Source organism: Niallia sp. MER 6 (genome assembly GCF_023714395.1).
GTDB lineage: Bacteria > Bacillota > Bacilli > Bacillales > Cytobacillaceae > Niallia.
The window spans coordinates 177,047-201,976 of record NZ_JAMAUK010000002.1 but is presented as its reverse complement, the minus strand read 5'-3'; the positions used below and the strand labels follow the sequence as shown (position 1 = coordinate 201,976).

The 24,930-nt window shown below is 39.9% G+C and carries 25 protein-coding genes, 1 tRNA gene and 1 other RNA gene; 22 read left to right on the top strand and 5 right to left on the bottom strand.

Annotated features, from left to right (window positions below; translation table 11 throughout):
* The first annotated feature begins 12 nt into the window (after positions 1–12).
* The 4 genes from rapZ (at position 13) to M3600_RS03545 (ending at position 3,200) form a co-directional block, all read left to right on the top strand.
* Positions 13–909, top strand: coding sequence for an RNase adapter RapZ (gene rapZ / locus M3600_RS03560; protein ID WP_233316612.1), 897 nt, complete (start codon positions 13–15; stop codon positions 907–909).
* Positions 906–1,883: a gluconeogenesis factor YvcK family protein gene (locus tag M3600_RS03555; protein ID WP_233316611.1), complete on the top strand. Its 978-nt coding sequence runs from the start codon at positions 906–908 to the stop codon at positions 1,881–1,883. Before rapZ ends, M3600_RS03555 begins: the two co-directional genes overlap by 4 nt.
* Before the next feature lie 39 nt (positions 1,884–1,922).
* Positions 1,923–2,864, top strand: coding sequence for a DNA-binding protein WhiA (gene whiA, locus M3600_RS03550; protein ID WP_233316610.1), 942 nt, complete (start codon positions 1,923–1,925; stop codon positions 2,862–2,864).
* 90 nt (positions 2,865–2,954) lie between these two features.
* Positions 2,955–3,200 carry an HPr family phosphocarrier protein gene (locus tag M3600_RS03545; protein ID WP_233316609.1) on the top strand — a complete coding sequence of 82 codons (246 nt, stop codon included), beginning with the start codon at positions 2,955–2,957 and terminating at the stop codon, positions 3,198–3,200.
* A gap of 39 nt (positions 3,201–3,239) precedes the next feature.
* Here the strand turns inward: M3600_RS03545 and clpP are convergent, their stop codons facing one another.
* Complete coding sequence (clpP, locus tag M3600_RS03540) at positions 3,240–3,845, bottom strand: ATP-dependent Clp endopeptidase proteolytic subunit ClpP (RefSeq protein ID WP_233316608.1); 606 nt, start codon at positions 3,843–3,845, stop codon at positions 3,240–3,242.
* A gap of 297 nt (positions 3,846–4,142) precedes the next feature.
* Here clpP and M3600_RS03535 point away from each other — a divergent pair.
* From M3600_RS03535 to M3600_RS03465, 15 genes are all read left to right on the top strand, one after another.
* Positions 4,143–4,214: transfer RNA gene (locus M3600_RS03535), tRNA-Arg, on the top strand.
* A 382-nt stretch (positions 4,215–4,596) separates the two neighbouring features.
* Positions 4,597–5,613 carry a sugar-binding transcriptional regulator gene (locus M3600_RS03530; protein ID WP_233316607.1) on the top strand — a complete coding sequence of 339 codons (1,017 nt, stop codon included), beginning with the start codon at positions 4,597–4,599 and terminating at the stop codon, positions 5,611–5,613.
* Between the two features lie 52 nt (positions 5,614–5,665).
* Positions 5,666–6,676 carry a type I glyceraldehyde-3-phosphate dehydrogenase gene (gap, locus tag M3600_RS03525; protein ID WP_127738140.1) on the top strand — a complete coding sequence of 337 codons (1,011 nt, stop codon included), beginning with the start codon at positions 5,666–5,668 and terminating at the stop codon, positions 6,674–6,676.
* A gap of 130 nt (positions 6,677–6,806) precedes the next feature.
* Positions 6,807–7,991, top strand: a complete 1,185-nt coding sequence (locus M3600_RS03520) for a phosphoglycerate kinase (RefSeq protein ID WP_233316606.1) — start codon at positions 6,807–6,809, stop codon at positions 7,989–7,991.
* Between the two features lie 30 nt (positions 7,992–8,021).
* Positions 8,022–8,780, top strand: a complete 759-nt coding sequence (gene tpiA, locus M3600_RS03515) for a triose-phosphate isomerase (RefSeq protein WP_233316605.1) — start codon at positions 8,022–8,024, stop codon at positions 8,778–8,780.
* Positions 8,777–10,309 (top strand): 2,3-bisphosphoglycerate-independent phosphoglycerate mutase, encoded by a 1,533-nt coding sequence (gene gpmI, locus M3600_RS03510; protein WP_233316604.1) that lies wholly within the window; start codon positions 8,777–8,779, stop codon positions 10,307–10,309. The genes tpiA and gpmI overlap by 4 nt, the downstream gene beginning before the upstream one ends.
* A 28-nt stretch (positions 10,310–10,337) precedes the next feature.
* Positions 10,338–11,633 carry a phosphopyruvate hydratase gene (gene eno, locus M3600_RS03505; RefSeq protein ID WP_233316603.1) on the top strand — a complete coding sequence of 432 codons (1,296 nt, stop codon included), beginning with the start codon at positions 10,338–10,340 and terminating at the stop codon, positions 11,631–11,633.
* 147 nt (positions 11,634–11,780) lie between these two features.
* Positions 11,781–12,017, top strand: coding sequence for a preprotein translocase subunit SecG (gene secG, locus M3600_RS03500; RefSeq protein ID WP_233316602.1), 237 nt, complete (start codon positions 11,781–11,783; stop codon positions 12,015–12,017).
* Positions 12,018–12,215: 198 nt separating this feature from the next.
* On the top strand, positions 12,216–12,959 hold the full coding sequence (locus tag M3600_RS03495; RefSeq protein WP_233316601.1) for an alpha/beta hydrolase: 744 nt from the start codon (positions 12,216–12,218) through the stop codon (positions 12,957–12,959).
* Between the two features lie 61 nt (positions 12,960–13,020).
* Positions 13,021–15,327 carry a ribonuclease R gene (gene rnr / locus M3600_RS03490; protein ID WP_251644836.1) on the top strand — a complete coding sequence of 769 codons (2,307 nt, stop codon included), beginning with the start codon at positions 13,021–13,023 and terminating at the stop codon, positions 15,325–15,327.
* A 110-nt stretch (positions 15,328–15,437) separates the two neighbouring features.
* Entirely contained in the window at positions 15,438–15,905 is a 468-nt protein-coding gene (gene smpB / locus M3600_RS03485) for an SsrA-binding protein SmpB (protein ID WP_127738132.1), read from the top strand.
* A 155-nt stretch (positions 15,906–16,060) separates the two neighbouring features.
* Positions 16,061–16,419, top strand: a transfer-messenger RNA (tmRNA) gene (gene ssrA, locus M3600_RS03480).
* 221 nt (positions 16,420–16,640) lie between these two features.
* Positions 16,641–16,940 (top strand): hypothetical protein, encoded by a 300-nt coding sequence (locus M3600_RS03475; protein WP_251644737.1) that lies wholly within the window; start codon positions 16,641–16,643, stop codon positions 16,938–16,940.
* The gene (locus tag M3600_RS03470; RefSeq protein ID WP_251644736.1) at positions 16,937–17,203 is read left to right on the top strand and encodes a lysozyme inhibitor LprI family protein; all 267 of its coding nucleotides are present in this window, start codon (positions 16,937–16,939) and stop codon (positions 17,201–17,203) included. Before M3600_RS03475 ends, M3600_RS03470 begins: the two co-directional genes overlap by 4 nt.
* Before the next feature lie 158 nt (positions 17,204–17,361).
* Complete coding sequence (locus M3600_RS03465; RefSeq protein ID WP_233316599.1) at positions 17,362–17,739, top strand: MerR family transcriptional regulator; 378 nt, start codon at positions 17,362–17,364, stop codon at positions 17,737–17,739.
* Positions 17,740–17,778: 39 nt separating this feature from the next.
* Here M3600_RS03465 and M3600_RS03460 read toward each other — a convergent pair whose 3' ends face one another.
* Positions 17,779–18,750: an aldo/keto reductase gene (locus tag M3600_RS03460; RefSeq protein ID WP_233316598.1), complete on the bottom strand. Its 972-nt coding sequence runs from the start codon at positions 18,748–18,750 to the stop codon at positions 17,779–17,781.
* Positions 18,751–19,107: 357 nt separating this feature from the next.
* On the opposite strand from M3600_RS03460, the gene M3600_RS03455 reads away from it, so the two are divergent.
* Both M3600_RS03455 and M3600_RS03450 read left to right on the top strand, forming a co-directional pair.
* Complete coding sequence (locus M3600_RS03455; protein ID WP_237941889.1) at positions 19,108–20,124, top strand: AraC family transcriptional regulator; 1,017 nt, start codon at positions 19,108–19,110, stop codon at positions 20,122–20,124.
* Positions 20,125–20,147: 23 nt separating this feature from the next.
* Entirely contained in the window at positions 20,148–20,942 is a 795-nt protein-coding gene (locus M3600_RS03450; protein WP_251644735.1) for an SDR family NAD(P)-dependent oxidoreductase, read from the top strand.
* A 120-nt stretch (positions 20,943–21,062) separates the two neighbouring features.
* Here the strand turns inward: M3600_RS03450 and M3600_RS03445 are convergent, their stop codons facing one another.
* The 3 genes from M3600_RS03445 to M3600_RS03435 all read right to left on the bottom strand — a co-directional run bounded on the left by M3600_RS03445 (position 21,063) and on the right by M3600_RS03435 (position 23,814).
* Positions 21,063–22,181 carry a 7-cyano-7-deazaguanine synthase gene (locus tag M3600_RS03445; protein ID WP_251644734.1) on the bottom strand — a complete coding sequence of 373 codons (1,119 nt, stop codon included), beginning with the start codon at positions 22,179–22,181 and terminating at the stop codon, positions 21,063–21,065.
* A gap of 109 nt (positions 22,182–22,290) precedes the next feature.
* On the bottom strand, positions 22,291–22,947 hold the full coding sequence (locus M3600_RS03440) for a hypothetical protein (protein WP_237941886.1): 657 nt from the start codon (positions 22,945–22,947) through the stop codon (positions 22,291–22,293).
* A gap of 126 nt (positions 22,948–23,073) precedes the next feature.
* Positions 23,074–23,814 carry an SDR family oxidoreductase gene (locus M3600_RS03435; protein ID WP_233316629.1) on the bottom strand — a complete coding sequence of 247 codons (741 nt, stop codon included), beginning with the start codon at positions 23,812–23,814 and terminating at the stop codon, positions 23,074–23,076.
* A 134-nt stretch (positions 23,815–23,948) separates the two neighbouring features.
* On the opposite strand from M3600_RS03435, the gene M3600_RS03430 reads away from it, so the two are divergent.
* The gene (locus M3600_RS03430) at positions 23,949–24,836 is read left to right on the top strand and encodes an AraC family transcriptional regulator (RefSeq protein WP_233316593.1); all 888 of its coding nucleotides are present in this window, start codon (positions 23,949–23,951) and stop codon (positions 24,834–24,836) included.
* Positions 24,837–24,930: the final 94 nt, after the last annotated feature.

Genomic DNA, 24,930 nt, shown 5'->3' with positions numbered 1-24,930 from the left:
ATTAAAGGGGGAATGAGCATGGGTGCGAGTGTGGTGAACGAGCCGCAAGTTGTTATTATTACAGGTATGTCTGGGGCTGGTAAAACAGTGGCCATACAAAGCTTTGAGGACTTAGGGTTTTTCTGTGTAGACAACTTGCCGCCTACTCTTTTGCCAAAGTTTCTTGAACTTATGAAGGAATCAGAGAATAAGATGAATAAGGTTGCCCTTGTGATGGATTTGCGGGGCAGAGAGTTTTTTGACAATTTATTCAGTGCATTGGATGATTTGGCAAAATCCTGGGTAGTGCCGAAAGTGCTCTTTCTGGATGCAGATGACAGCACTTTAGTCAGAAGATATAAGGAAACAAGAAGATCGCATCCTCTTGCACCCTCAGGCCTTCCCCTTGAAGGAATTGAAATGGAGCGAGAATTGCTTGAGGAGCTAAAAGGCAGAGCACAAATCATTTACAATACATCGAAAAGCTCTCCAAGAGAATTGCGAGAAAAAATATTAATGGAGTTTTCAGCGAATAAAGATACGATTTTTACGGTGAATGTCATGAGCTTCGGCTTTAAGCATGGCATCCCGATTGATGCTGATTTAGTATTTGATGTTCGTTTCTTACCAAACCCTCATTACGTTGAGCATATGAGACCAAAAACAGGATTAGATGCTGATGTGTCCAGCTATGTATTGAAATGGACAGAAACAGGCCAATTTCTTGAAAAAGTCATTGATCTGCTTACCTTTATGCTTCCGCAGTATAAAAGGGAAGGGAAGTCCCAACTCGTTGTAGCAATTGGCTGCACTGGCGGCCAGCATCGTTCTGTTGCCTTATCGGAGTATATTGGCAAACATTTCGAAGGTGATTATCATGTCGAAATAACTCATCGTGACATGGAGAGGAGAAAGGACCAAAAAGCATGAATGAAGTGGAGCATCCGAGAATTGTAATTATCGGTGGCGGCACCGGCTTGTCTGTCCTTGTGAGAGGATTAAAGAAGTATCCTTTGGACATTACAGCTATTGTCACTGTTGCAGATGATGGAGGAAGTTCGGGCCGGCTGCGTGATGATTTGGACATTCCTGCACCAGGTGATATTAGAAATGTACTGGCTGCATTATCCGATGTCGAACCGTTGGTGGAGGAAATGTTTCAGCACCGGTTTTCGAACAGCAAGGATTTAAATGGACACTCTTTAGGCAACTTGATTATTGCAGCGATGACATCGATTACTGGTAATTTCACCTATGCCATTCAGGAAATGAGCAAAGTGCTTAATGTGCGCGGAAAAGTATTGCCGGCTACAAGCCACAGTGTAGTTTTAAATGCAAGAATGGAAGATGGTTCAATCGTTACAGGTGAGTCAAGAATTCCCGAGAGCGGGAAGAAAATAAAAGAGGTGTTTTTAACACCGGAACATGCGACGCCGCTGCCTGAAGCAATTCAGGCAATCCGTCATGCAGACTTGATTGTGATTGGACCGGGAAGTCTTTATACGAGCATCCTTCCAAATCTTGTTGTGCCTGAAATAAGCAGGGAAATCATGACAGCAGCTGCAAAGAAAGTTTATATTTGCAACATCATGACACAAGCCGGCGAAACTCTTGATTACTCAGCGAGCGATCATGTTAAGGCTATTTATGAGCATATGCCAGAGCCTTTTTTAAACACAATATTGGTAAATAAAGAAAATATCCCAGCGAACGTTCTGGAACGGTATAATGAAGAGAAAGCAAAACCTGTCTTTTTTGATACAGAGAAATTAGAGAAGCTTGGACTAGAAGTCATTCTTGGAGAAATTATCAGCCTGGAGGAAAAGGTCATCCGCCATAACACGTTGGAAGTGGCGAAAATCCTCTATTCTATGCTTGATCCAGAACTGAAAGCCGATCAATAACAGGGAATAGGGTTTGCGTTTTAAAATGGGGGTGAAGGTATGTCTTTCGCTTCAGAGACGAAAAAAGAATTAACGACTATTGAAGTTAAAGATTGCTGCGGCAGGGCAGAGCTGTCTGCCCTGATCCAGATGAATGGCACTTTATCCTTTTCCAACCAAAAGCTGGTGGTGGACATTCAGACAGAAAATGCCGCGATTGCAAGAAGAATATATACACTCATCAAAAAGTATTACGACATACCTGTCGAGCTGTTGGTGAGAAAGAAGATGCGACTCAAAAAAAACAATGTGTATATTGTAAGACTTTCCACGAAAGCGAAGGAAATTTTGGAAAGCTTGAGCATTTTAACAGAGGGCTTTATGTTTACACATGAAATTGCAGAAGACCTTGTTAAGAAAAAATGCTGCAAACGCTCTTATTTGAGAGGGGCCTTTCTTGCGGGAGGCTCTGTCAATAACCCGGAAACATCCTCCTATCATTTGGAAATAACATCACTTTACAAAGAGCATATTGTTGCATTGAGCAATCTGATGAATACTTTCGATTTAAACAGCAAAGTGCTGGAGAGAAAGAAAGGCTTCATCACATATTTGAAAGAAGCGGAAAAAATTACAGAATTCCTAAATATCATCGGTGCTCACGGAGCTTTGCTTCGCTTTGAGGATATCCGGATTGTTAGGGATATGAGAAATTCTGTTAACAGGCTTGTTAACTGTGAGACTGCCAACCTGAACAAAACAATTGGCGCCGCATTGAGACAGGTGGAAAATATCCGCTTTATTGAACGGACGGTTGGACTTCAAGTGCTCCCAGACAGGCTGCGTGAAATTGCCGAGCTGAGAGTAGCTTATCAGGATGTGACTTTAAAGGAGCTTGGCGAAATGGTTTCCTCCGGGAATATCAGTAAATCCGGTATTAACCACAGGCTGAGAAAAATAGATGAAATTGCTGATGCGCTACGCAGAGGAGAACAAGTATAATAAGTATAGAGGGATAATATATCTTAAAACTTTAAGTTGTAAGGGTATATTATCCTCCTTGTATATTTTAAATCGGGGAGGAGATTTCAGGTGGTAGAAAGAGATATTAAAGTAACATTGAAATCAGGCTTACAAGCAAGACCTGCAGCGATATTTGTTCAAGAAGCGACAAACTATGTTTCTGAAGTTTATATTGAGAAAGAAGGAAGAAGAGTAAACGCGAAGAGTATCATGGGAATTATGGGCCTGGCGATACACTCAGGTGCGGACATTAAACTTATTATTGATGGCAGCGATGAATTGGAAGCGCTTAAAACATTGGAAAAATTATTATAAAAACACCTCGCGCTTTATTGCGAGGTGTTCCTTTTTTTATTATTTATCTTTTTTGTCTGACAGTTCATTGCGAGTGATAATATTGTCAATTAAACCATACTCTTTCGCTCTTTCTGCTGTCATGAAATTATCACGCTCTGTGTCTTTTGCGATAATATCGATTGGCTGGCCAGTACGCTCTGCAAGGATACCATTCAGCTTGTCACGCAAGAACAGGATGCGTTTTGCAGCAATTTCGATTTCTGTAGCTTGACCTTGTGCTCCGCCAAGTGGCTGATGAATCATAACTTCAGCGTTTGGAAGGGCATAACGTTTGCCTTTTTCACCAGCTGCAAGCAAGAAAGCACCCATAGAAGCAGCCATACCGATGCAGATTGTTTGTACATTCGGCTTGATGAACTGCATTGTGTCATAAATAGCCATCCCAGCAGTAATGCTACCGCCAGGGCTGTTAATGTATAGGGAAACGTCCTTTTCAGGATTTTCAGCATCTAGGAACAAGAGCTGTGAAACGATAGAGTTAGCAACATTATCGTCAATCGCACTTCCAAGCATGATGATGCGGTCTTTTAACAGACGGGAATAAATATCATAAGCGCGTTCCCCTCTATTCGTTTGTTCGATAACTGTAGGGATTAAGTTCATAAAAAAATCCTCCTTTAAAAATAAATTTTGCTTTATAAGTATGTGTTTCTTCAGTAGTGAAATAAATTCATTACTGTATGTAATCCTAATGATACACGGATGGTCAATTAAGGTCAAACGTTTACGTTCGGATACAGCAAAATATCCTTCGACACTTTATGTCACTGTCATTCCATTCATGTTTTTACAATAAGATTTTATCCTTACCATGATACCCAGACTGGATATTTTTAAACAATTATTCCTTGCATTAAAGCGAAACATATCATATAATCAAAACGTTCTTTAAAAAATTCTGCCCTCGTGGTGTAATGGATAGCACGCAAGATTCCGGTTCTTGAAATAGGGGTTCGATTCCCTTCGAGGGCGCTATTTGAAAAAAAGACTGTTGACAATCTCTTTATGGGATTTTCGACAGTCTTTTTTGTTTGAATTCCTTTGAGAGTGAGGATATAGAATTCCGCTCCTATTACAGGGACGAGCTATCTAACCATTTCTAAATCTTTATCCTTTTTTGCTGCTGTTCCTGTTTATATAGAATGAAAGCAATGAAAACGTGATGAAATTCACATGCGAACCATCTTCGAATTTTCGTCAAATTTCTTGAAAAATGGACGTTTATAAGTTGAATTTGCTATTCGCTGGTGATAGAATGAGTTTGTAGCAGGAAATGATTTTTTTTGGAGATTGTGGGACATAATATGTCTATGCGGGACTTCAAATGACCACTGTAAGTGAAGGGGCACCAAGAATGAATTCATTTATCGAGATTCAAAAAAGATTATTGCCTGATTTACTCGTAATTATGCAAAAAAGATATTACATTCTTCATCACATCAGCAATATGCAGCCTGTCGGCAGAAGAAGCTTGGCGGGAAGCCTTGGATTGACGGAACGAGTGCTCAGGAGCGAAGTGGAGTTCTTAAAAGATCAGAAGCTTATACATATTACGAACATTGGCATGACACTCACTCCAATTGGCGAAGAAACTTTGGAAAGTCTTTCTAGTGTAATGAGGGAAGTAACGGGTATTAACGAAATGGAGAAAGAGCTTGAAAAGAAGCTGCATATCAAAAGGGTGATTATTGTAGCTGGAGACAGCGATCATTCTCCATGGTTGAAAAAAGAACTGGGACTTGCAACAGCTAATAGTATGAAATCACTATTAAAAGGCAATAATATCATCGCAGTTAATGGTGGAACCACGATGGCTGCAGTGGCAGAGATGCTTACGCCTAACATAGTGGACGGTGAATGGCTGTTTGTTCCGGCGCGTGGCGGCATTGGGGAAGATGTTAAAAACCAGGCCAATACGATCTGTTCCATGATGGCTGATCGCACAGACAGCAAGCATCGTGTCCTGTATGCTCCTGATGAAGTGAGCAAGGAGATGTACAAAAGCATTGTCAAAGATGCCCGCATCAATGAAGTTTTACAGTTGATTAAATCAGCTAGCCTGCTTATTCATGGAATTGGAGATGCCATTACAATGGCAGAACGCCGCAGTACAAGTGCAAGTGACCTGGAAAAAATCGTGCAGGCAAATGCTGTCGGTGAAGCATTTGGTTATTACTTTAATGAAGACGGAGAGGTTGTCCATAAGGTTCAGACGATCGGCCTTAGACTTGAAAATCTTTCTACTGTTCCAAATGTAATCGCAGTTGCCGGAGGATCGTCAAAATCAAAGGCTATTAGAGCCTATTTAAAAAAAGCGCCACCCTCTACCATTCTGATCACAGATGAAGGAGCGGCAAAAAACTTGATATAATGGGAAATCCCTTTATATATAATTATCTCTAAATTTAGAGGAGGAAATAATAATGACAGTAAAAGTTGGTATTAACGGATTTGGACGTATCGGACGTTTAGCATTCAGAAAAATCATGGAAAACCCAGAATTGGAAGTAGTGGCTATCAATGATTTAACTGATACTAAAATGCTGGCACATCTTTTAAAATATGATTCATCTCAAGGTACTTTCCAAGGTGAAATCGAAGTACACGAAGGTTACTTCCTAGTAAACGGTAAAAAAGTAGTAACTACTGCTGAAAGAAACCCAGCTGACCTTAAATGGGGCGAGCTTAACGTAGATACAGTTATCGAATCTACTGGTTTCTTCACAACTAAAGAAAGTGCTGAAGCTCATATCCAAGCTGGCGCTAAAAACGTTGTTATCTCTGCACCTGCAACTGGTGAAATGAAAACAATCGTTTACAACGTAAACCATGACATTCTTGATGGTACTGAAACAGTTATCTCTGGTGCTTCTTGTACTACAAACTGCCTAGCTCCAATGGCAAAAGCACTTCAAGACAACTTCGGTATCGTTGAAGGACTAATGACAACTATCCATGCTTACACTGGAGATCAAAACACTCTTGACGCTCCACATCCAAAAGGTGACTTCCGCCGCGCTCGTGCTGCTGCAGAAAACATCATCCCTAACTCAACTGGTGCTGCTAAAGCTATCGGTCTAGTATTGCCAGAACTTAACGGTAAATTAGACGGAGCTGCACAACGTGTACCTGTTAAAACTGGTTCATTAACTGAGCTTGTAACAGTTCTTGACAAAAAAGTAACAGTTGAAGAAGTTAACGCAGCAATGAAAGCAGCTGCTGACGAGTCTTACGGTTACACTGAAGACGAAATCGTTTCTTCTGACATCATCGGAATCAGCTATGGTTCATTGTTCGATGCAACTCAAACTAAAGTTATGACAGTTGGCGACAAGCAATTGGTTAAAACTGTTGCTTGGTATGACAACGAAATGTCTTACACAAACCAACTTGTAAGAACAGTTAAACACTTTGCACAATTAGCTACAAAATAATTTTGTTAAGCTAAAGCCCTTAATCAAACAGCGGAAACAGCTTTGTTTCCGCTCTTTTAAAAATAGCTTTGCAATCTTTAGTGGATACGGATTAAAAGCTTAAAATAATGCAAGTGGAGGGTCTCATTTAATGAACAAGAAAACGATTCGCGATATCGATTTAAAAGGCAAAAAAGTATTTGTTCGTGTTGACTTCAACGTTCCGATGAAGGATCAAAAAATCACGGATGAAACAAGAATTCAAGCAGCACTACCAACTATTAACGAGTTAGTAGAAAAAGGTGCTATCGTAATTTTAGCAAGTCACTTAGGCCGTCCAAATGGTGAAGTGGTAGAAGAATTGCGTTTAACTCCAGTTGCTGCACGTCTTTCTGAGCTACTTGGCAAAAATGTTGTAAAAACAGATGAGTCTTATGGTGAAGCTGTTAAAGCTGAAATCAGCAAGCTGTCTGAAGGCGATGTGCTATTGCTTGAAAACGTACGTTTCAATGCTGGTGAAGAGAAAAACGATGCAGAACTAGCAAAAAGCTATGCTGAACTAGCTGATGTATTCGTAAACGATGCATTTGGTGCAGCACACCGTGCACATGCTTCAACTGAAGGTATTGCACACCATATCCCAGCTGTATCTGGTCTATTAATGGAAAAAGAGCTTGATGTATTAGGAAAAGCACTTTCAAATCCAGACCGTCCATTCACAGCTATCGTCGGTGGAGCTAAAGTAAAAGACAAAATCGGCGTAATCGATAACCTTCTTGATAAAGTAGATAACTTGATCATCGGTGGCGGATTAGCTTATACATTCGTAAAAGCACTTGGCCATGAAATCGGATTGTCTCTTCTTGAAGAAGATAAAATCGAACTAGCGAAATCTTATATGGAAAAAGCGAAAGAAAAAGGTGTTAAATTCTACATGCCTGTAGATGTAACAGTTGCAGACGACTTCTCTAACGATGCTAACACACAAACTGTTTCCATCGAAGAAATCCCTTCTGATTGGGAAGCGTTGGACATCGGTCCAAAAACAAGAGAAATCTATGCAGATGTTATCAAAAACTCTAAATTGGTTATCTGGAACGGACCAATGGGTGTGTTTGAATTAGATACATTTGCTAAAGGAACAAAAGCAGTAGCAACAGCTCTTGCTGAATCACAAGATACATACTCTGTCATCGGTGGTGGAGATTCTGCAGCAGCAGTTGAGAAGTTTGACCTTGCAAACAAAATGAGCCATATTTCAACAGGTGGCGGTGCTTCGTTGGAATTCATGGAAGGCAAAGAACTTCCAGGTGTAGTAGCTCTTAACGATAAATAATAATTAACCAAGCATGAAAGGATGTTATACATGCGCAAACCTATTATCGCTGGAAACTGGAAGATGAACAAAACACTTCCTGAAGCAGTGGACTTTATCCAAGAAATTAAAGAATCAATTCCTTCTAGTGAACAGGTTGATGCAGTAGTTGTTGCTCCTGCTCTATTCATCGGTCAATTAGTAGAATTGACTGACGGCACAGAAGTGAAAATTGGTGCACAAAACATGCACTTCGAAAAAAATGGTGCTTTCACAGGTGAAATCAGCCCTGTAGCTTTGGAAAACATCGGTGCTAAATACGTTGTCCTTGGACACTCTGAACGCCGTGAGTTCTTCAATGAAACAGACGAAGCTGTTAACAAAAAAACGATTGCAGCATTTGAAAACAACTTAACTCCAATCGTTTGCTGTGGTGAAACGCTTGAGCAAAGAGAAAACGGCGAAACAAACGAATTCGTTGCTTCTCAAGTTTCAAAAGCTCTAGCTGGTCTTACAGATGAGCAAGCTAAAGCAACAGTTGTAGCTTATGAGCCAATCTGGGCAATCGGAACAGGCAAATCTTCTACATCAGCTGATGCTAACGAAGTTTGCGCACATATCCGTAAAACAGTAAGCGAACAGTTTTCTCCAGAAGTAGCAGAAAGCATCCGCATTCAATACGGCGGCAGCGTTAAGCCTGAGAACATCAAAGAATATATGGCACAGCCTGATATCGATGGTGCTCTTGTAGGAGGAGCTAGCTTAGAAGCACAAAGCTTCCTGCAATTATTGGAGGAAGGTAAGGCATGAGTAAATCTCCTGTAGCATTGATCATTTTGGATGGCTTTGCATTGAGAGACGAACGTATGGGAAATGCTGTTGCTCAAGCAAAAAAGCCAAACTTTGATAAATACTGGAATCAATATCCTCACACAACACTTGTTGCGAGCGGTGAAGATGTAGGTCTTCCAGAAGGACAAATGGGTAACTCTGAAGTTGGCCATTTGAACATTGGAGCAGGACGTATTGTTTACCAAAGCTTGACAAGAGTGAATGTGGCAATCAGAGAAGGTCAGTTCGCTAAGAACGAAACTTTCGTAAATGCCATCAAGCATGTGAAGGAAAAAGGCAAGAATCTTCATCTGTTCGGTCTTTTATCAGATGGAGGAGTTCACAGCCATATTGAACATATGTATGCCCTTCTTCGCCTTGCAAAAGACGAGGGTGTAAAAAATGTATATATTCACGGAATTCTAGACGGCCGAGACGTCGGTCAAAAGACTGCGGAAAAATACATTAAGGCTACACAAGAAAAAATAGAAGAATACGGTGTAGGTGAATTTGCGACAATCTCAGGACGCTACTATTCTATGGATAGAGATAAGCGCTGGGACCGTGTTGAAAAATCCTACCGTGCAATGGCCTATGGTGAAGGACCTAGCTACTCCAACCCATTGGATGTTGTAGAAGATAACTACAGAAATGGTATCTTTGACGAATTCGTACTTCCGTCTGTTATTACTAAAGAAGACGGTAAGCCGGTTGCAACCATTCAAGACGAAGATGCAGTAATTTTCTATAACTTCCGTCCAGACCGTGCAATCCAAATCTCTAATGTATTCACAAATGAGGACTTCCGTTCATTCGATCGCGGAGAAAATCATCCGAAAGATTTATATTTCGTATGCTTAACTCATTTCAGTGAAACAGTAAAAGGGTATGTTGCTTTCAAGCCGACAAACTTGGATAACACATTAGGTGAAGTTATTTCCCAAAATGGATTAACTCAGCTCCGCATTGCGGAAACGGAAAAATACCCACACGTAACGTTCTTTATGAGCGGTGGACGTGAAGCGGAATTCCCTGGTGAAAAGCGTATTTTGATCAACTCTCCTAAAGTTGCAACATACGACTTGCAGCCAGAAATGAGCGCTTATGAAGTGACAGATGCACTTCTAAAAGAGATTGAAGCAGATAATTTTGATGCTATCATCTTAAACTTTGCAAACCCTGATATGGTTGGGCACTCCGGAATGCTTGAACCTACTATCAAGGCTATCGAGACTGTTGATGAATGCTTAGGCAAAATCATCACACTGATTGAAGAAAAAGGCGGCAAAGCTATCATTACAGCAGACCATGGTAACTCAGATGAAGTGGTAACACTTGATGGGAAACCTATGACTGCACATACAACAAACCCTGTGCCTGTCATTGTGACAGTGCCTGGTGTCGAGCTTCAAGAAGGAAAGCTTGGAGATTTGGCTCCAACTATGCTTGAGTTATTAGGACTTGAACAACCAGCAGAAATGACTGGTACATCTATCATTAAAAAATAATTGATTTATTAAAAGGAGAGAATTTATTATGCCATACATTCAACATGTATATGCTCGCGAAGTATTAGACTCACGCGGTAACCCAACAGTAGAAGTAGAAGTTTTAACAGAATCAGGTTTTTTCGGTCGTGCACTTGTTCCATCTGGTGCATCAACTGGTGAATACGAAGCAGTAGAATTGCGTGACGGCGACAAATCACGCTACCTTGGCAAAGGTGTTCTTAAAGCAGTAGAAAACGTAAACGAAGTTATCGCTGAAGCTATCATCGGTATGGACGTTACTGACCAAGCTGGAATCGACAGAACTATGATCGAGCTTGACGGAACTGAAAACAAAGGTAAATTAGGTGCTAACGCTATCCTTGGTGTATCTATGGCTGCAGCTCACGCTGCTTCTGAAGTTGTTGGTCTTCCATTGTACCGTTACCTTGGCGGATTCAATGCTAAGCAATTGCCAACTCCAATGATGAACATCATCAACGGTGGTTCTCACGCTGACAACAACGTGGACTTCCAAGAGTTCATGATCTTGCCAGTAGGTGCTCCAACATTCAAAGAAGCATTGCGTTATGGTGCTGAAGTGTTCCATGCACTTAAATCAGTTCTATCTGCAAAAGGCTTGAACACAGCTGTAGGTGACGAAGGTGGATTCGCTCCAAACCTTGGTTCAAACCGTGAAGCTCTTGAAGTTATCATCGAAGCAATCAAAAAAGCTGGCTATGAGCCTGGTAAAGACATCTTGCTTGGAATGGACGTTGCTTCTTCTGAGTTCTACAACAAAGAAACTGGTAAATACGATCTTGCTGGAGAAGGCCGCACTGGCTTAACTTCTGAAGAGCTAGTATCTTTCTACGAAGAGCTAGTTAACGAATTCCCAATCATCTCTATTGAAGATGGTCTTGACGAAAACGACTGGGAAGGTCACAAATTGTTGACTGACCGCATCGGTTCTAAAGTACAATTGGTTGGTGACGATCTATTCGTTACAAACACTAAAAAATTGGCTGAAGGTATCGAAAAAGGAATTGCTAACTCAATCCTTATCAAAGTTAACCAAATCGGTACTTTGACTGAAACTTTCGAAGCTATCGAAATGGCTAAACGTGCAGGTTACACTGCAGTAGTATCTCACCGTTCTGGTGAAACAGAAGATGCAACAATCGCTGACATCGCTGTTGCTACTAACGCTGGCCAAATCAAAACTGGTTCACTTTCTCGTACAGACCGTATTGCTAAGTACAACCAACTTCTTCGCATCGAAGACGAGCTTGGCGACCTAGCTGTATACGATGGTCTTAAATCTTTCTACAACCTTACTAAATAAGGTTTGAACTTCAAGCACCTGACATTTTTGTGTCAGGTGCTTTTTTGTTGCCACAACTTGGATAAAACCGTTGTAATGCTATTGTGGGACAAGATAAATTATGGTACATTAAGAGTAATGTATGTTCGTTTTAATGGAGGTGCTTGTATGTTACACACAATCTTATTAACATTACTGATTATTGTTGCTCTTGCTCTTATTGTAGTAGTGCTTCTGCAATCAGGAAAAAGTGCAGGTCTATCCGGGGCCATTTCAGGTGGGGCAGAACAGCTTTTCGGTAAACAAAAAGCTCGCGGTTTAGACTTAATACTTCATAATACAACAATCGTACTGTCAATTTTGTTCTTTGCTTTAACGATTGCAGTCAGCTATTTCGATATTTAATAGCTGAACGGTATAGATGAAAAACCTGGCCGGATGCGGTCAGGTTTTTTTTCTGCAAGAGGGGTTTTGGAAGCTTTTTGCTGGATTCTTATCCTTTTTTCTGCCTAAAATAGGATGAGATTTACTAAAAAGAAAATCAGCTATACATATGTTAATCCGATGGAAATGGGAAAAGATAAGGCAAGGAGTGTTTTTAAAATGAAATTAGTGGAACAAAAGCCGTTGTATTTTGAAGGAAGTAATAAACGTGCTGTATTGCTGCTGCACGGCTTCACAGGCAACACATCAGATGTAAGAATGCTTGGACGCTATTTGAATACTAAAGGATACAGCTGCTATATTCCGTTGTATAAAGGCCATGGAGTGCCGCCAGAGGACCTTGTGCAGTATGGGCCAGAAGATTGGTGGAAAGATGTTCAGGCAGGCTATAATTTCTTGAAAGAAAAAGGTTATGAAGAAATTGCAGTGGGCGGACTTTCTCTAGGCGGGGTATTTTCTCTTAAGTTAGGTTACACTGTACCTGTAAAGGGTATCGTAACAATGTGTTCTCCAATGTATATTAAAAGCGAAGAAGTCATGTATGAGGGCGTCCTTGAATATGCTCGTAACTATAAGGTTAGGGAAGGAAAATCGGAGGAAGTCATTGAACAAGAAATGGCAGAATTCGCCCCGATGAATACGTTAAAAGAGCTGCAAGGCTTGATTGCAGATGTCCGTCAATCAGTGGATTTAATTTATTCCCCTGTTTTTGTTATACAAGCAAGACATGACCACATGATTAATACAGATAGTGCAAATATTATCTATAATGAAGTGGAAAGTGATGATAAAGAGATCAAATGGTATGAGAATTCTGGCCATGTTATTACACATGATAAAGAAAAGGACGAGGTTTTTGAGGATTTCTACCAGTTTATTGATCGATTAGATTGGATTAATTAATTAAAAGGAGGTTGTTTGTTTGGATATAATTCAAGAGCATATAGAAAAGCTGCTGCATTATATGAAGGACGAGGCGTATAAGCCCCTGACAGTACAGGAGCTGGAGGAAGCGTTTGGAATTGAGGATTCTTCTAACTTTAAGGAGTTCGTCAAGGCATTAGTGCAGATGGAAGAAAAAGGGTTGGTTGTAAGAACGAGAAGCAATCGTTACGGTCTGCCTGAAAAGATGAATTTAGTGAAAGGGAAGATATCCGGCCATGCAAAGGGTTTTGCCTTTGTTATTCCAGAGGAGCCTGGTCTAGACGATATCTTTATCCCGCCAAATGAAGTGAAGACAGCGATGAATGGCGATATCGTGCTTGCCCGTGTCACTTCAGAAAGCTCTGGTCAAAGACGGGAAGGAACCATCGTCCGTATTCTGGAACGAGGTGTGCAGCAAATTGTCGGTACATATTCCGAAAGCAAGAATTTTGGGTTTGTTATTCCCGATGATAAAAAAATTGCCACAGATGTGTTCATTCCTAAAGGCAGCACAAAGGGTGCTGTAGAAGGCCATAAAGTAGTTGTAAACTTAACTGCTTATCCAGAAGGAAGAAAGAATGCAGAAGGGGAGATTATCAAGATACTGGGCCATAAAAATGATCCTGGTGTGGATATTCTATCTGTTATTCATAAGCATGGACTGCCGCTTGCTTTTCCTGACGAAGTGATGGCACAGGCTGACAGTGTTCCAGATGAAATTGATGAAAGTGAAATCAAAAACAGACGTGATTTAAGGGATCAGCAGATTGTCACAATTGATGGTGCTGATGCAAAGGACTTGGACGATGCGGTAACCGTTACAAGGCTGGAAAATGGCAACTACAAGCTTGGGGTTCACATTGCAGACGTTTCTTATTATGTGACGGAAGATTCACCAATTGATGTAGAGGCACAAGACAGAGGCACAAGTGTTTATTTAGTAGACCGAGTTATTCCAATGATTCCACATCGCCTGTCAAATGGGATTTGCTCTTTGAATCCTAAAGTAAATCGTCTGACATTGTCTTGTGAAATGGAAATCAGCCCGAGCGGTGAAGTGGTTAGCCATGAGATATTCCAAAGTGTCATTAAGACAACAGAACGAATGACTTATGCCGATGTTAACTCAATCTTAAATGACAAAGATGAAGAGCTGCGAGAAAGATATGCTGAGCTTGTTCCAATGTTTGAGAGAATGGAAGAGCTTGCGCAGATTCTTCGCACAAAACGGATGGGCCGAGGAGCAATCGACTTTGATTTCAAAGAATCAAAGGTTCTTGTTGAAGAAAATGGAAAGCCAAAGGATGTTGTCCTCCGTGAACGTTCTGTTGCAGAACGCCTTATTGAAGAGTTCATGCTTGTTGCCAATGAAACAGTAGCAGAACATTTCCACTGGCTGCAAGTACCGTTTATTTATCGTATTCACGAAGACCCGAAAGAAGAAAAGCTGCGCAGGTTTTTTGAGTTTATTACAAACTTCGGCTATATCGTGAAAGGTACTGCGAATGAAGTTCATCCGAGAGCTCTTCAGGAAATTATTGAAGAGGTGCAAGGCACACCAGAAGAAATGGTTATTTCAACTGTTATGCTCCGCTCCATGCAGCAGGCAAAATATTATCCAGAAAGTCTAGGGCATTTCGGGTTGTCAACAGAGTTCTATACGCACTTCACGTCTCCCATCAGACGCTATCCCGATTTAATTGTGCACAGACTTATTCGCACATATCTAGTAGAAGGTGACATTAGCGCTCCTACTCAAGAGAAATGGAACAGCAAGCTGACAGACATAGCAGAGCATTCGTCCAATATGGAAAGACGCTCTGTTGAAGCAGAACGTGAGACTGACGAACTCAAAAAAGCAGAATATATGCTGGATAAAATCGGCGAAGAATATGACGGCATCATCAGCTCTGTCACAAACTTTGGAATGTTTGTGGAGCTTAAGAATACAATTGAAGGTCTTGTACATGTCAGCTATATGACAGACGACTATTATCGCTATGATGAACGCCATTTTGCGATGATTGGTGAAAGAACAGGCAAAGTATTCCGTATTGGTGATGAGATCACAGTTCGTGTTGTTAATGTTAATAAAGAAGAGCGTGCCATTGACTTCGAAATTGTCGGCATGAAAGGAACTCGCCGCAGAGATCCGAAAAAAGAGGGCAAAGTATTTTCAACTGGCAGCACATCTCGCGCGCCACGGAAAGGAAAGTCTGGGGCCGGCAAAGATGGACGCAATGGCAATGGCAGCGGCAGCAACGGGGAAGGAAAACGCAAGGGCAAAAAAGAAAGAAAGTTTTATGAAAATGCCCCAAAAGCAAAAAGAAAGAAAAAGAAACGCTAAAATGTTTTTGAGAAAGGGAAGCATATCTTGCTTCCCTTTGATAAACTTTATCAAAATTGTCCGAACAGAGATAATTTGATACAATTAGGTTATAAAGGTAGGGGATTTTAATGCCAAAAGGTGAAGGGAAAGTAGTCGCTCAAAACAAAAAAGCGAACCACGATTATTTTATTGAGGAAACATATGAAGCAGGCATCGTGCTGCAAGGAACAGAGATTAAGGCAATCCGTGCTGGCAGGGTTAACCTGAAGGAATCATATGCCCGTGTTCATAACGGTGAAGTATTTTTGTATGGCATGCATATAAGCCCATATGAACAAGGAAACCGTTATAATCATGAGCCGCTGAGAACACGCAAGCTGCTGCTTCACAAAAAGCAGATAAACCAGCTGATTGGCGACACGAAGGAAATCGGTTATGCACTAGTTCCATTGAAGCTTTATATGAAAAACGGCTTTGCCAAGGTTTTAATCGGGCTCGGTAAGGGTAAGAAAAACTATGACAAGCGTGAGACATTAAAGCGCAAAGAAGCAAACCGCAGCATCGAGCGTGCCTTAAGAGATAGACAAAAAATGTAATCCAAAAACTTACAATTGAAATCTAGGATGTTTATGTTATAATAAATTATGTCGTTAAGACAAGCATAACTTAAAGCTCCTATTTTTGAGCTTCCTAACGTTAACGCAAATAGCGTGAATCCAGTGATGTAACAATCACTAGATTTTATCCTTATGGGGACGTTACGGATTCGACAGGGATAGTTCGAGCTTAGGTTGCGAGTCGAGGGGATCGGCCTCGTTAAAACGTCAAAGCCTATAACTGGCAAACAACAAAACAACTTCGCTTTAGCTGCTTAATAGCGCTTAGCGGTTCCTCCCTCCATCGCCCATGTGGTAGGGTAAGGGACTCACTTTAAGTGGGCTACGCCGGATTCCACCGTCTGAGGAAGAAGGAAGAGAACAACCAGGCTAGCTCATCGGACGCCCGTCAGCAGGCATAAGAATGAGCGAATCGCGAATATGTTGACTACACTCGTAGAAGCTTAAGTGCCGATGTTTCTGGACGTGGGTTCGACTCCCACCGTCTCCACCAAATACATATGTTTGGTGGTTTTTTACTACTTAGAGATATGAAGCATCAAATTCCCGGTTGGGGGTTTGGTGCTTTTTTATTTATGCTGCTGTCTTGCTTCTAAAAATAAACCGAGAAATATACATATAAATTGATTAACAATAATTGTAATTGTTATATTGTTAAATAAAGGGGATAAAAGGAGGAACGTCATTCACTTCCATAAAAGGAGGACTTTCATAATGAAAACTTTTGAGGTGATTTTCTCTTTAGTTGCGGTACTGATTTTGGCTGCTTGTAATAACTCATCCACAGAATCAAGCAATTCAGCAGATAAACAAGCTGAACATAACAGCAGTTCTCAAACAGCAAATGGTGAGGCACCTAAAGAAAATACTGGTACAAATAAAACGGAAAAAAACACAGCTGCTAATGATACTGCAGAGAGTCAAAAGGAAGTGTATCTCAAGAAATTAAATGATACAAAAAAGAAATGGATGAACGGCGGAACAATCCAGAAGATGACTCAACATATGCCATGAAAAAGGTTGAAGGTGACAGATATGACACGTGGGATGGCTTAGTAAATGAAATTTATGGTGTCTTACAGAAGCAACTGCCTTCTGACGAAATGGAGCAGTTGAGAAATGAACAGCGTAAGTGGATTGAATACAGAGATAGTACTGCAAAAGCGGCTTCTTTAAAATATGAAGGCGGTACGATGGAAGAGTTGGAATACGTGGCTGTGCTAGGAAATCTTACGGAAGAAAGATGCTTTGAATTAGTGGAGAAGTATATGCAGTAATAAGATTATTATGTGAATGAAAGGGAGAGGCCTATTATTCGTTAATAGGTCTTTTCTCAATATGAACATATTTATAGGAATATGCTTTTAATTGCGGAAATAAATAGATATAAAGTAAAATACATGAAAATAGAATGAGGTATAAGAGGAGGGGCCATATGGGGCTTACGATAAGCGAGGTTGCTGAAAAAACAGGAATATCTCCGCACACACTGCGTTTTTATGAAAAAGAAGGACTTGTTCCTGCTGTTAATAGAGATCATAATGGAATTCGAATTTATGAGGATTATCACTTAGAGTGGCTAAGCTTTATGGTGTGTTTGCGTGCAACGAATATGCCGCTGAGTGAAATGAAGAAATATGTGGAATTAACACAGTATGGCAAGGCCTCTATTAGGGAAAGAAAAGAAATGATGCTTAAGCATAAGAAAAAAGTAGAAGAACAGCTGCAAGAAACTTATAGCTATCTGGAGAAAATAAATTATAAATTAGCTTTTTATGATATTCATGAAAAAGATTTAAAGATACTGCCATAATAAAAGGGCACTGCGTAAAAGAGTAGTGCCCATAAAAACTTACAGACTAAGATCCTTCATATTATTATCATCATAGCGATTTCCATAGACCGTATTTTTGGGATTTATACTGTCAAGACGTACTAAATCTTGAGGAGTTAATTCGACTTCTAAAGCGCCGACATTTTCCTCTAAGTATTTTTGACGCTTTGTCCCAGGGATTGGCAGGGCACCATTTGCAATTGTCCAAGCGATAGCTAATTGAGAAGGTGTAACATTCTTTTCTTTAGCCATATTCTGAATTTCACTGACTATATCAAGATTTTTTTGGAAGTTCTCCCCTTGGAACCGCGGCATAAATCTGCGCAAATCATCATCGCCAAAATCTTTGAAATTACTTATTTCTCCGGTTATAAACCCTCTGCTTAATGGACTGTAAGCTACATGTGTAATTCCTAGATATCTTACAACAGGTAAGATTTCCTCCTCAATATCTCTGCTCCACAAGGAGTATTCTGTTTGTAATGCAGAAATAGGATGTATGTTGTGTGCCCGTTTTATGGTATCAACTGATGCTTCGGATAATCCAATTGCTCGAACTTTTCCTGCCGTAACTAAATCGGACATTGCGCCGATTGTCTCCTCAATCGGAACATTTGGATCGACACGATGTTGATAATAAAGGTCAATATAGTCAATATTTAATCGGCGCAGACTGTCATCAACAGCTTTTTGGATATAATCAGGGTGACCGACGATTTTTTCATAATTTGTTGTATAAGCAAACTTAGTAGCAACAATTGCTTTATCTCGTTTACCTTGCAAAGCCTTGCCGAGCAAACTTTCATTATGACCATTTCCATAAACATCTGCCGTATCTAATAATGTCACACCCAATTCCATTGCAGTATGAATCGTTCTAATTGATTCCTCATCATTTGTCTGACCATATATTCCTGGTGACATCCCCATCAACCCTAGGCCAATGGATGATACTTCCAACTCACTATTTCCAAGTCTTCTTACTTTCATGTTCTTCACTCCAATAATAGATTTTTTTGTACTTTTTAATCATATGACTTAGAGTTTTCTTGAGGTCAAGCAAAAATTTATGTTCACGATTTTCCCGCTTATCATCCTTGATTTAGAGTTTAATGTAATATTTAGTTTAAAATTACACTTCGTTTTTTGAGTTTGAGCTTAATTTTAGTTAAAGTAGCTTTAACGAAATTGATATAATGAACATAGATTTTTTCTCTTGGCGTCTTTGGCTAATTGATTGTCGTTCCCTGCTAATTACAGTAAGACAATATAAAAGTAAAATGAAATAACTATCCCGTTAACAGAATTAGCTGTAATGTGCTGATAGATAGAGAGGTGTAAATAAATATGACTGCAAATACTCGTATTAGAATACCGGATGGACTTTGGACTGGATTAAAAAAACTAGGATTTAATGCGCAGGATTTAGTTCGAAAAGCAAAAATGCCGCTGACTGTAATCAGTGAATCAGTTGTCACTGTTGAACAATATTATGCATTATGGCAAGCATATTCCGATATGATCGGTGATAGTGAAGCTGGCATGTTGCAGCTTCCGACAGTATTTGAAACAACACAGTATCCCCCATCTGTACTGGCTGCTTACCATGCCCGTGATTATCGGGATGCGCTTAACAGAATGGCGCGTTACAAAGAAATGTGCCCTCCTGAAAAATTACGCATTGTGGAACAAGATACAAATTGTGTAATTGAACTGAAATGGTTGGAAACCGAGCAAGCAGGACCAGCCCTGCTTGTCGGAACAACACTTGCGTTTTTACTGGAACTAGGACGAAGAGGCACCGGATATCCTATAAAAGCGAGCTTAGTAGAATTTACACATTCTTTTGGTCAAGTCCAAGCACTGGAAGATTATTTTGGTTGCCCGATCCATATCGGAGCAAAACATAATAGACTGATATTGCAAAGAGAAGATCTTGATCGTCCTTTTACTTCCTATAATGCTGAATTACTGCAGATACTAACACCAGTATTGGAGCAAACATTGGAGGAGCAGCGCCACAGTCACTCAATAACGGAGATAGTTAAGTGGATTTTAAAACGCAATTTAACAGGAGAACGACTTGACATACAAGATGTTGCAAGTGAGTTGGGCATGAGCGAACGTACCTTACAGCGACGGCTTACTGATGAAAAAACCAGCTTTAAGGATCTCTTAAAGGAAGTCCGTCATGAACAGGCACGACAGTACTTGGCTGATCCTGACCTAGATATTAAAGAAGTCGCTTTTCTCGTTGGATATAAAGACCATAGCTCGTTCTATCGTGCCTTCCGTTGTTGGGAAGGTGACACTCCTTTAAATTGGCGTACTGAACATGCACTTATAGACGAACGACAAGGATAACCTACTTAAAGGAGAAATGTATCTTGGAAATGGAATTAGTAAATAAAACCGCTTTAGTTACAGGCTCAACAAAAGGAATCGGGAAAGCAATAGCAAAAAAATTGGCTAAAGAAGGAGTTAATGTTCTCATCAATGGCCGCAACTATGACGAGGTAGAACGAACTGTACAGGAAATTAAATCAGAATTCCCGTTAACTTCCCCTCAAAATGCTGCAGCTGATATTGTCGATGTGCAACAAAGAGAGGAACTATTTAGGAAATATCCTAATGTCGATATTTTAGTTAACAATATGGGGATATACGAAATCATGCAATACGAAGATGTTACAGATGAAGTCTGGCAAAAATACTTTGAAACGAATGTATTAGCTGCAAATGGGCTTTGTAAACATTATCTTCCAAAAATGCTGAATAAAAATGATGGCCGAATCATTTTTATTGCTAGTGAAGAAGCCGTAATGCCTTCTGGACAAATGCCACAGTATTGTATGACAAAATCAATGCTGCTATCATTAGCAAAAAGCTTGTCTTTTCTAACAAAAGGTACAGAAGTTACAGTCAATACCATTATGCCTGGACCAACACTTTCTGAAAATGTGCAAGCTATAATTGAGGGTATTTACAGTGATGAAAACATGACCTTTACAGAAAAAGAAACACAATTTATGGTCACTAATTTGCCTCAATCAGAAATACAGCGATTTATCAGACCGATTGAAATAGGACGATTAGCCACATTCCTATGCAGTCCCTATGCATCTGCATTTAGAGGATCACCAATCCGTATGGATGGCGGAATGGTTCCGACCATTTTTTAAACAAAAGAGCTGCCGTTTGGCGGCTCTTTTTTGCTAGATTTACATTTTTTAAGGGCAAAGGAAGCCTAGAACAAAACCTTCCGAAAAAGGAGGTCTTTGAGTTTATTAGATTTCGTGGTTTCAGTACGGATTATACCTATCAACAAAACACGCAAAAGCTGACCTAAGATCATCAGCTAAATACTCGTCTTCTTCTGTGGTTTTTCGTTCCTGACTGAGAGTTTCCATTAATTCCAGAGTGTCTCGATAAATTTGTTGATCGTGTTCGTCCGTTATTTCGGCTATCTTTTGGCCATAGTCATATTGGTAAAAACCATCATATACTTCACTGTTTGCTGCAGCTAAGGCAATCTTTCGTTGGAAGCAAGCTGTGCAAATGCCACAAGGAGTATTTGCAGCCGCTAATGCTGTTTTTCTTTTCATTCTCAAACATTCATTTGTATTTTTAATTTGTAATTTATGCTCTTTAGGCATTTCTTTGAGGATAGCTACCCTTGTTTTATGCAAGAGGGGTGTCTCAATCTGCATATCTGCAGAAATGCATTGATAAAGTGCATTCAGCAGTTGATATGTTTTCGGATGAGCAGTCTTAGCTAGGTTTAGAGAATCTGCATCTATCTTTTGGCTTTGATAATAATATACTTTTGTTCCGCCGTTAAAATAGGCTTTGGCAGCAGCTATCGCCAATACTAAGGAAATGGCCGCAGGAGTAGTTTTGGATTTTCTTTTGTTGAGTAATTTAATATCTATATTTATTATTTCGCTCGAATCGGATGCTGTCTTTCTTAAAAAAGCAGCTAGTTTCTGCTGTTTTGTTTTTTCATTATTTTTGTTGGGAATGCGTATATAATCACATACTAACTGGTGATTTATGCCGGCAATTGATTCGATATCATCATAGAACAATGCAATGTTTTGATAGGCTGGCAATGACAATAAGAATCCTTCTTCCGTATCTGGCGGAATGTTATTTGTAAATTGAAGTGACACATGCGTGTCTGTCATCCAGGAAAAAAACGCTTCTGCCGCAGCTTTTTCCTTCTCCCAAACAGAATAATGAAAAACGGGAATGGTAATGGAAAGATCTTTTTGGCCTTTTTTTATCTCTGGCGCAAATAAGAATAGACTGGTTGTAATCGTAATAATGTCTAGAAATTTCGTGCTGGTATCATCATAGTCAAAATACATTCCGTGAAGCAGTTCTTTATGTAAATGAGGCAATACATTGTTTACATTCATACAAAAACTCCTGTTATCTTGTCAAAATGAAAATAGCAATATATTAAATTATAGCATTTAATGAGCGTACAGGAGAATTTTAAATATGGAGGGCAGCTGACGTAATTAATTATAACTCGCGGGCGGCACTTACCTTTGAAGTAAACTTCCGAATTTGTCCAAGTCTTTCAAAGTTTTCGGCAAAGTTCGGAGCGTTTACTTTTATTAACCCTTCATTAAAGTCTTTTTTGAAGTGAAAAACTCCAGATGGAAGCATTGCGATTAGATGGATTTGATTCCATGCGGGATAATCAGCCTTATGGAATAATACTTCTGCCGTTTCAAGGGCGATAAATTCCTTGCACCACTTTTTTGATTGGATAATATGCTCCATAGCAGGGCCATTATTGTGAATCATTATTTCTTTAAATTCTGCTAGATAATCGGGTTGAACATGAACGTATTCAACGATATGTATGAAGCCGTTCTTTTCGTTAGAAGGGAGGAAGGAGCCTGGTGTTGGCAGCATGTTTTCTTGTCTGATTAACTGTGTTTGATAGTCCTTGAAAATATTTTGGAAATGTTCATATTGCTTCCCATCTGCTGCTTTCATCATCACAAGGACATTCCATAGCTGACTCTTTTCTTCAGTGGAGAAAGTCAGTTTCCGCCGGTAAATTCTATTGAATAAGAACTGACTATTATATTGATGGAAGTATGTATGCAGTTTACTGATAAGTTCCTTAGATTCCTTTTTCGTTGCTGTGTATGTTTCAACGTAATACAAGTTAGACACCTTCTCTTCAAATTATTTACAACAAACGTATCATAAATGAGAATTGTTTTCAATTAGAAGAGGAAGTCTGTATAAAGAAAAGATAGAGCACTACCTCTATCTTTTCTTTTCAATATTCTAGATCATACCGCCATTAACACGGATTGTTTGTCCTGTAATCCAGCGGGATTCGTCACTTACTAAAAAGGCTAATGCATCGGCGATATCATTTGTTTCTCCGAATCTTCCGAAGGCGTTGTTTCCTTTTAATGCCTGCAATTGTTCGGGAGTTTTTCCTTCCAAGAATAGTTCTGTTGTTGTCGGACCTGGGGCGATTGTATTTATCGTTATATTCTTTGGTCCAAATTCTCTGGCCAGCTGTCTGCTGATTTGTTCAACAGCCCCTTTAGTAGCTGCATAAATGCTGTAGCCTGGGAACATTACTCCTGCAACAGAAGTAGAGAAATTAACGATTCGTCCGTTCGGTGCCATATGCTTAAAGGCTTGTTGGCAGGCGAAATAGGTGCCTTTAACATTAATCGCAAAATGTTGGTCAAATTGTTCCTCTGTCACTTCACTGATTGGAATGGTATGCATGATACCTGCATTATTCACAAGGATATCGACCTTGCCGAAATGGCTAATGGTCGTTTCAAATAAATACTCTATTTCCTTAAGGCTGCTCACATCTGCTTTAACAGCTATCGCCTGGCCGCCCTTTTCCATGATAGATGAGGTCACTGCCTCTGCTGCTTGTGGGCTGTTAGCATAATTAACAACAACCTTAGCTCCCAGTTCTGCTAATTTTATTGCACTTTGAGCGCCTATTCCTCTTGATGCGCCTGTAATTATTGCGACTTTATCCTGTAAGTTTGTCATCATTTATTCCTCCAAGCTCTATTTTCCTCTAAATTATAAATAAAGTTACGAATAACGAGATAGCTGAATCGTCTATTATTTTTGCCTATTTCTCCAAATAAACGTTAAAATATATAAAAAAGGCGGTGAATGGCATGAAAGACAGGCAGCAGCAGTTAGTGACTTTAATTGAAAAACATACAAATAGGGATGGGACATTTGATGCGGAAATTGATACATTGAGCTTTATCCGCTCATCGACTTTATCAGAGCCTCTTCATTCCTTGTTCGAGCCGTCTGTCTGCTTTATTGCCCAAGGCTCAAAAATCGTGATGCTGGAGGATGACATCTTTCATTATGACCCCAATCACTACCTTATTGCCTCTGTCCATCTGCCGATAACAGGGAAAATCATGAAGGCGACGAGTGACAGCCCCTATCTAGGAGTCAAACTCCGCTTCACAACAGAAGAGATTCTTGATGTTATTAAGATGAAGCAAGATCACTCATTTCCCGCACAAAGAGCCATCATGGTGAATAAGACAACATCCAATATACTCGATGCAGTTATCAGGCTGATAGGCTTGCTTGATACGCCCCAAGACATTTCAGCACTGGCACCTCTTTATAAAAAAGAAATTCTTTATAGAATTTGGAATAATGAAGATGGAGATCAAATGAGAGAGTTTGCAGTAATGGGAAGTCAAGCGCAGGCAATCAAAGAGGTAATCCGCATAATCAATGAGGAATATAACCAACCGCTGCGGATAGATATGCTTGCAAAAATAGCTAAAATGAGTGTTTCCTCTTTCCATCATTATTTTAAACAAGTGACAGCAATGAGCCCATTAAAGTATCAAAAGATGATTCGGCTGCAGGAAGCACGGAAGCTTTTGTTATCTGAACCGATGGAAGCAGGTGAAGCGGCTTTTCAAGTCGGCTATGAAAGTCCATCCCAATTCAGCAGAGAATACAGCAGAATGTTTGGAGCTCCTCCAGTCAGTGATATAAAAAGATTTCGTGAATCAATTAACAGGCAGTAATGTAGGGGTCTAGGCTTAAATTTGAAACAGCTGCCCAAAAAGCTTGAATAAGTAGTATATAATATAACCATAAATACAATTATGAGGTTGGTAA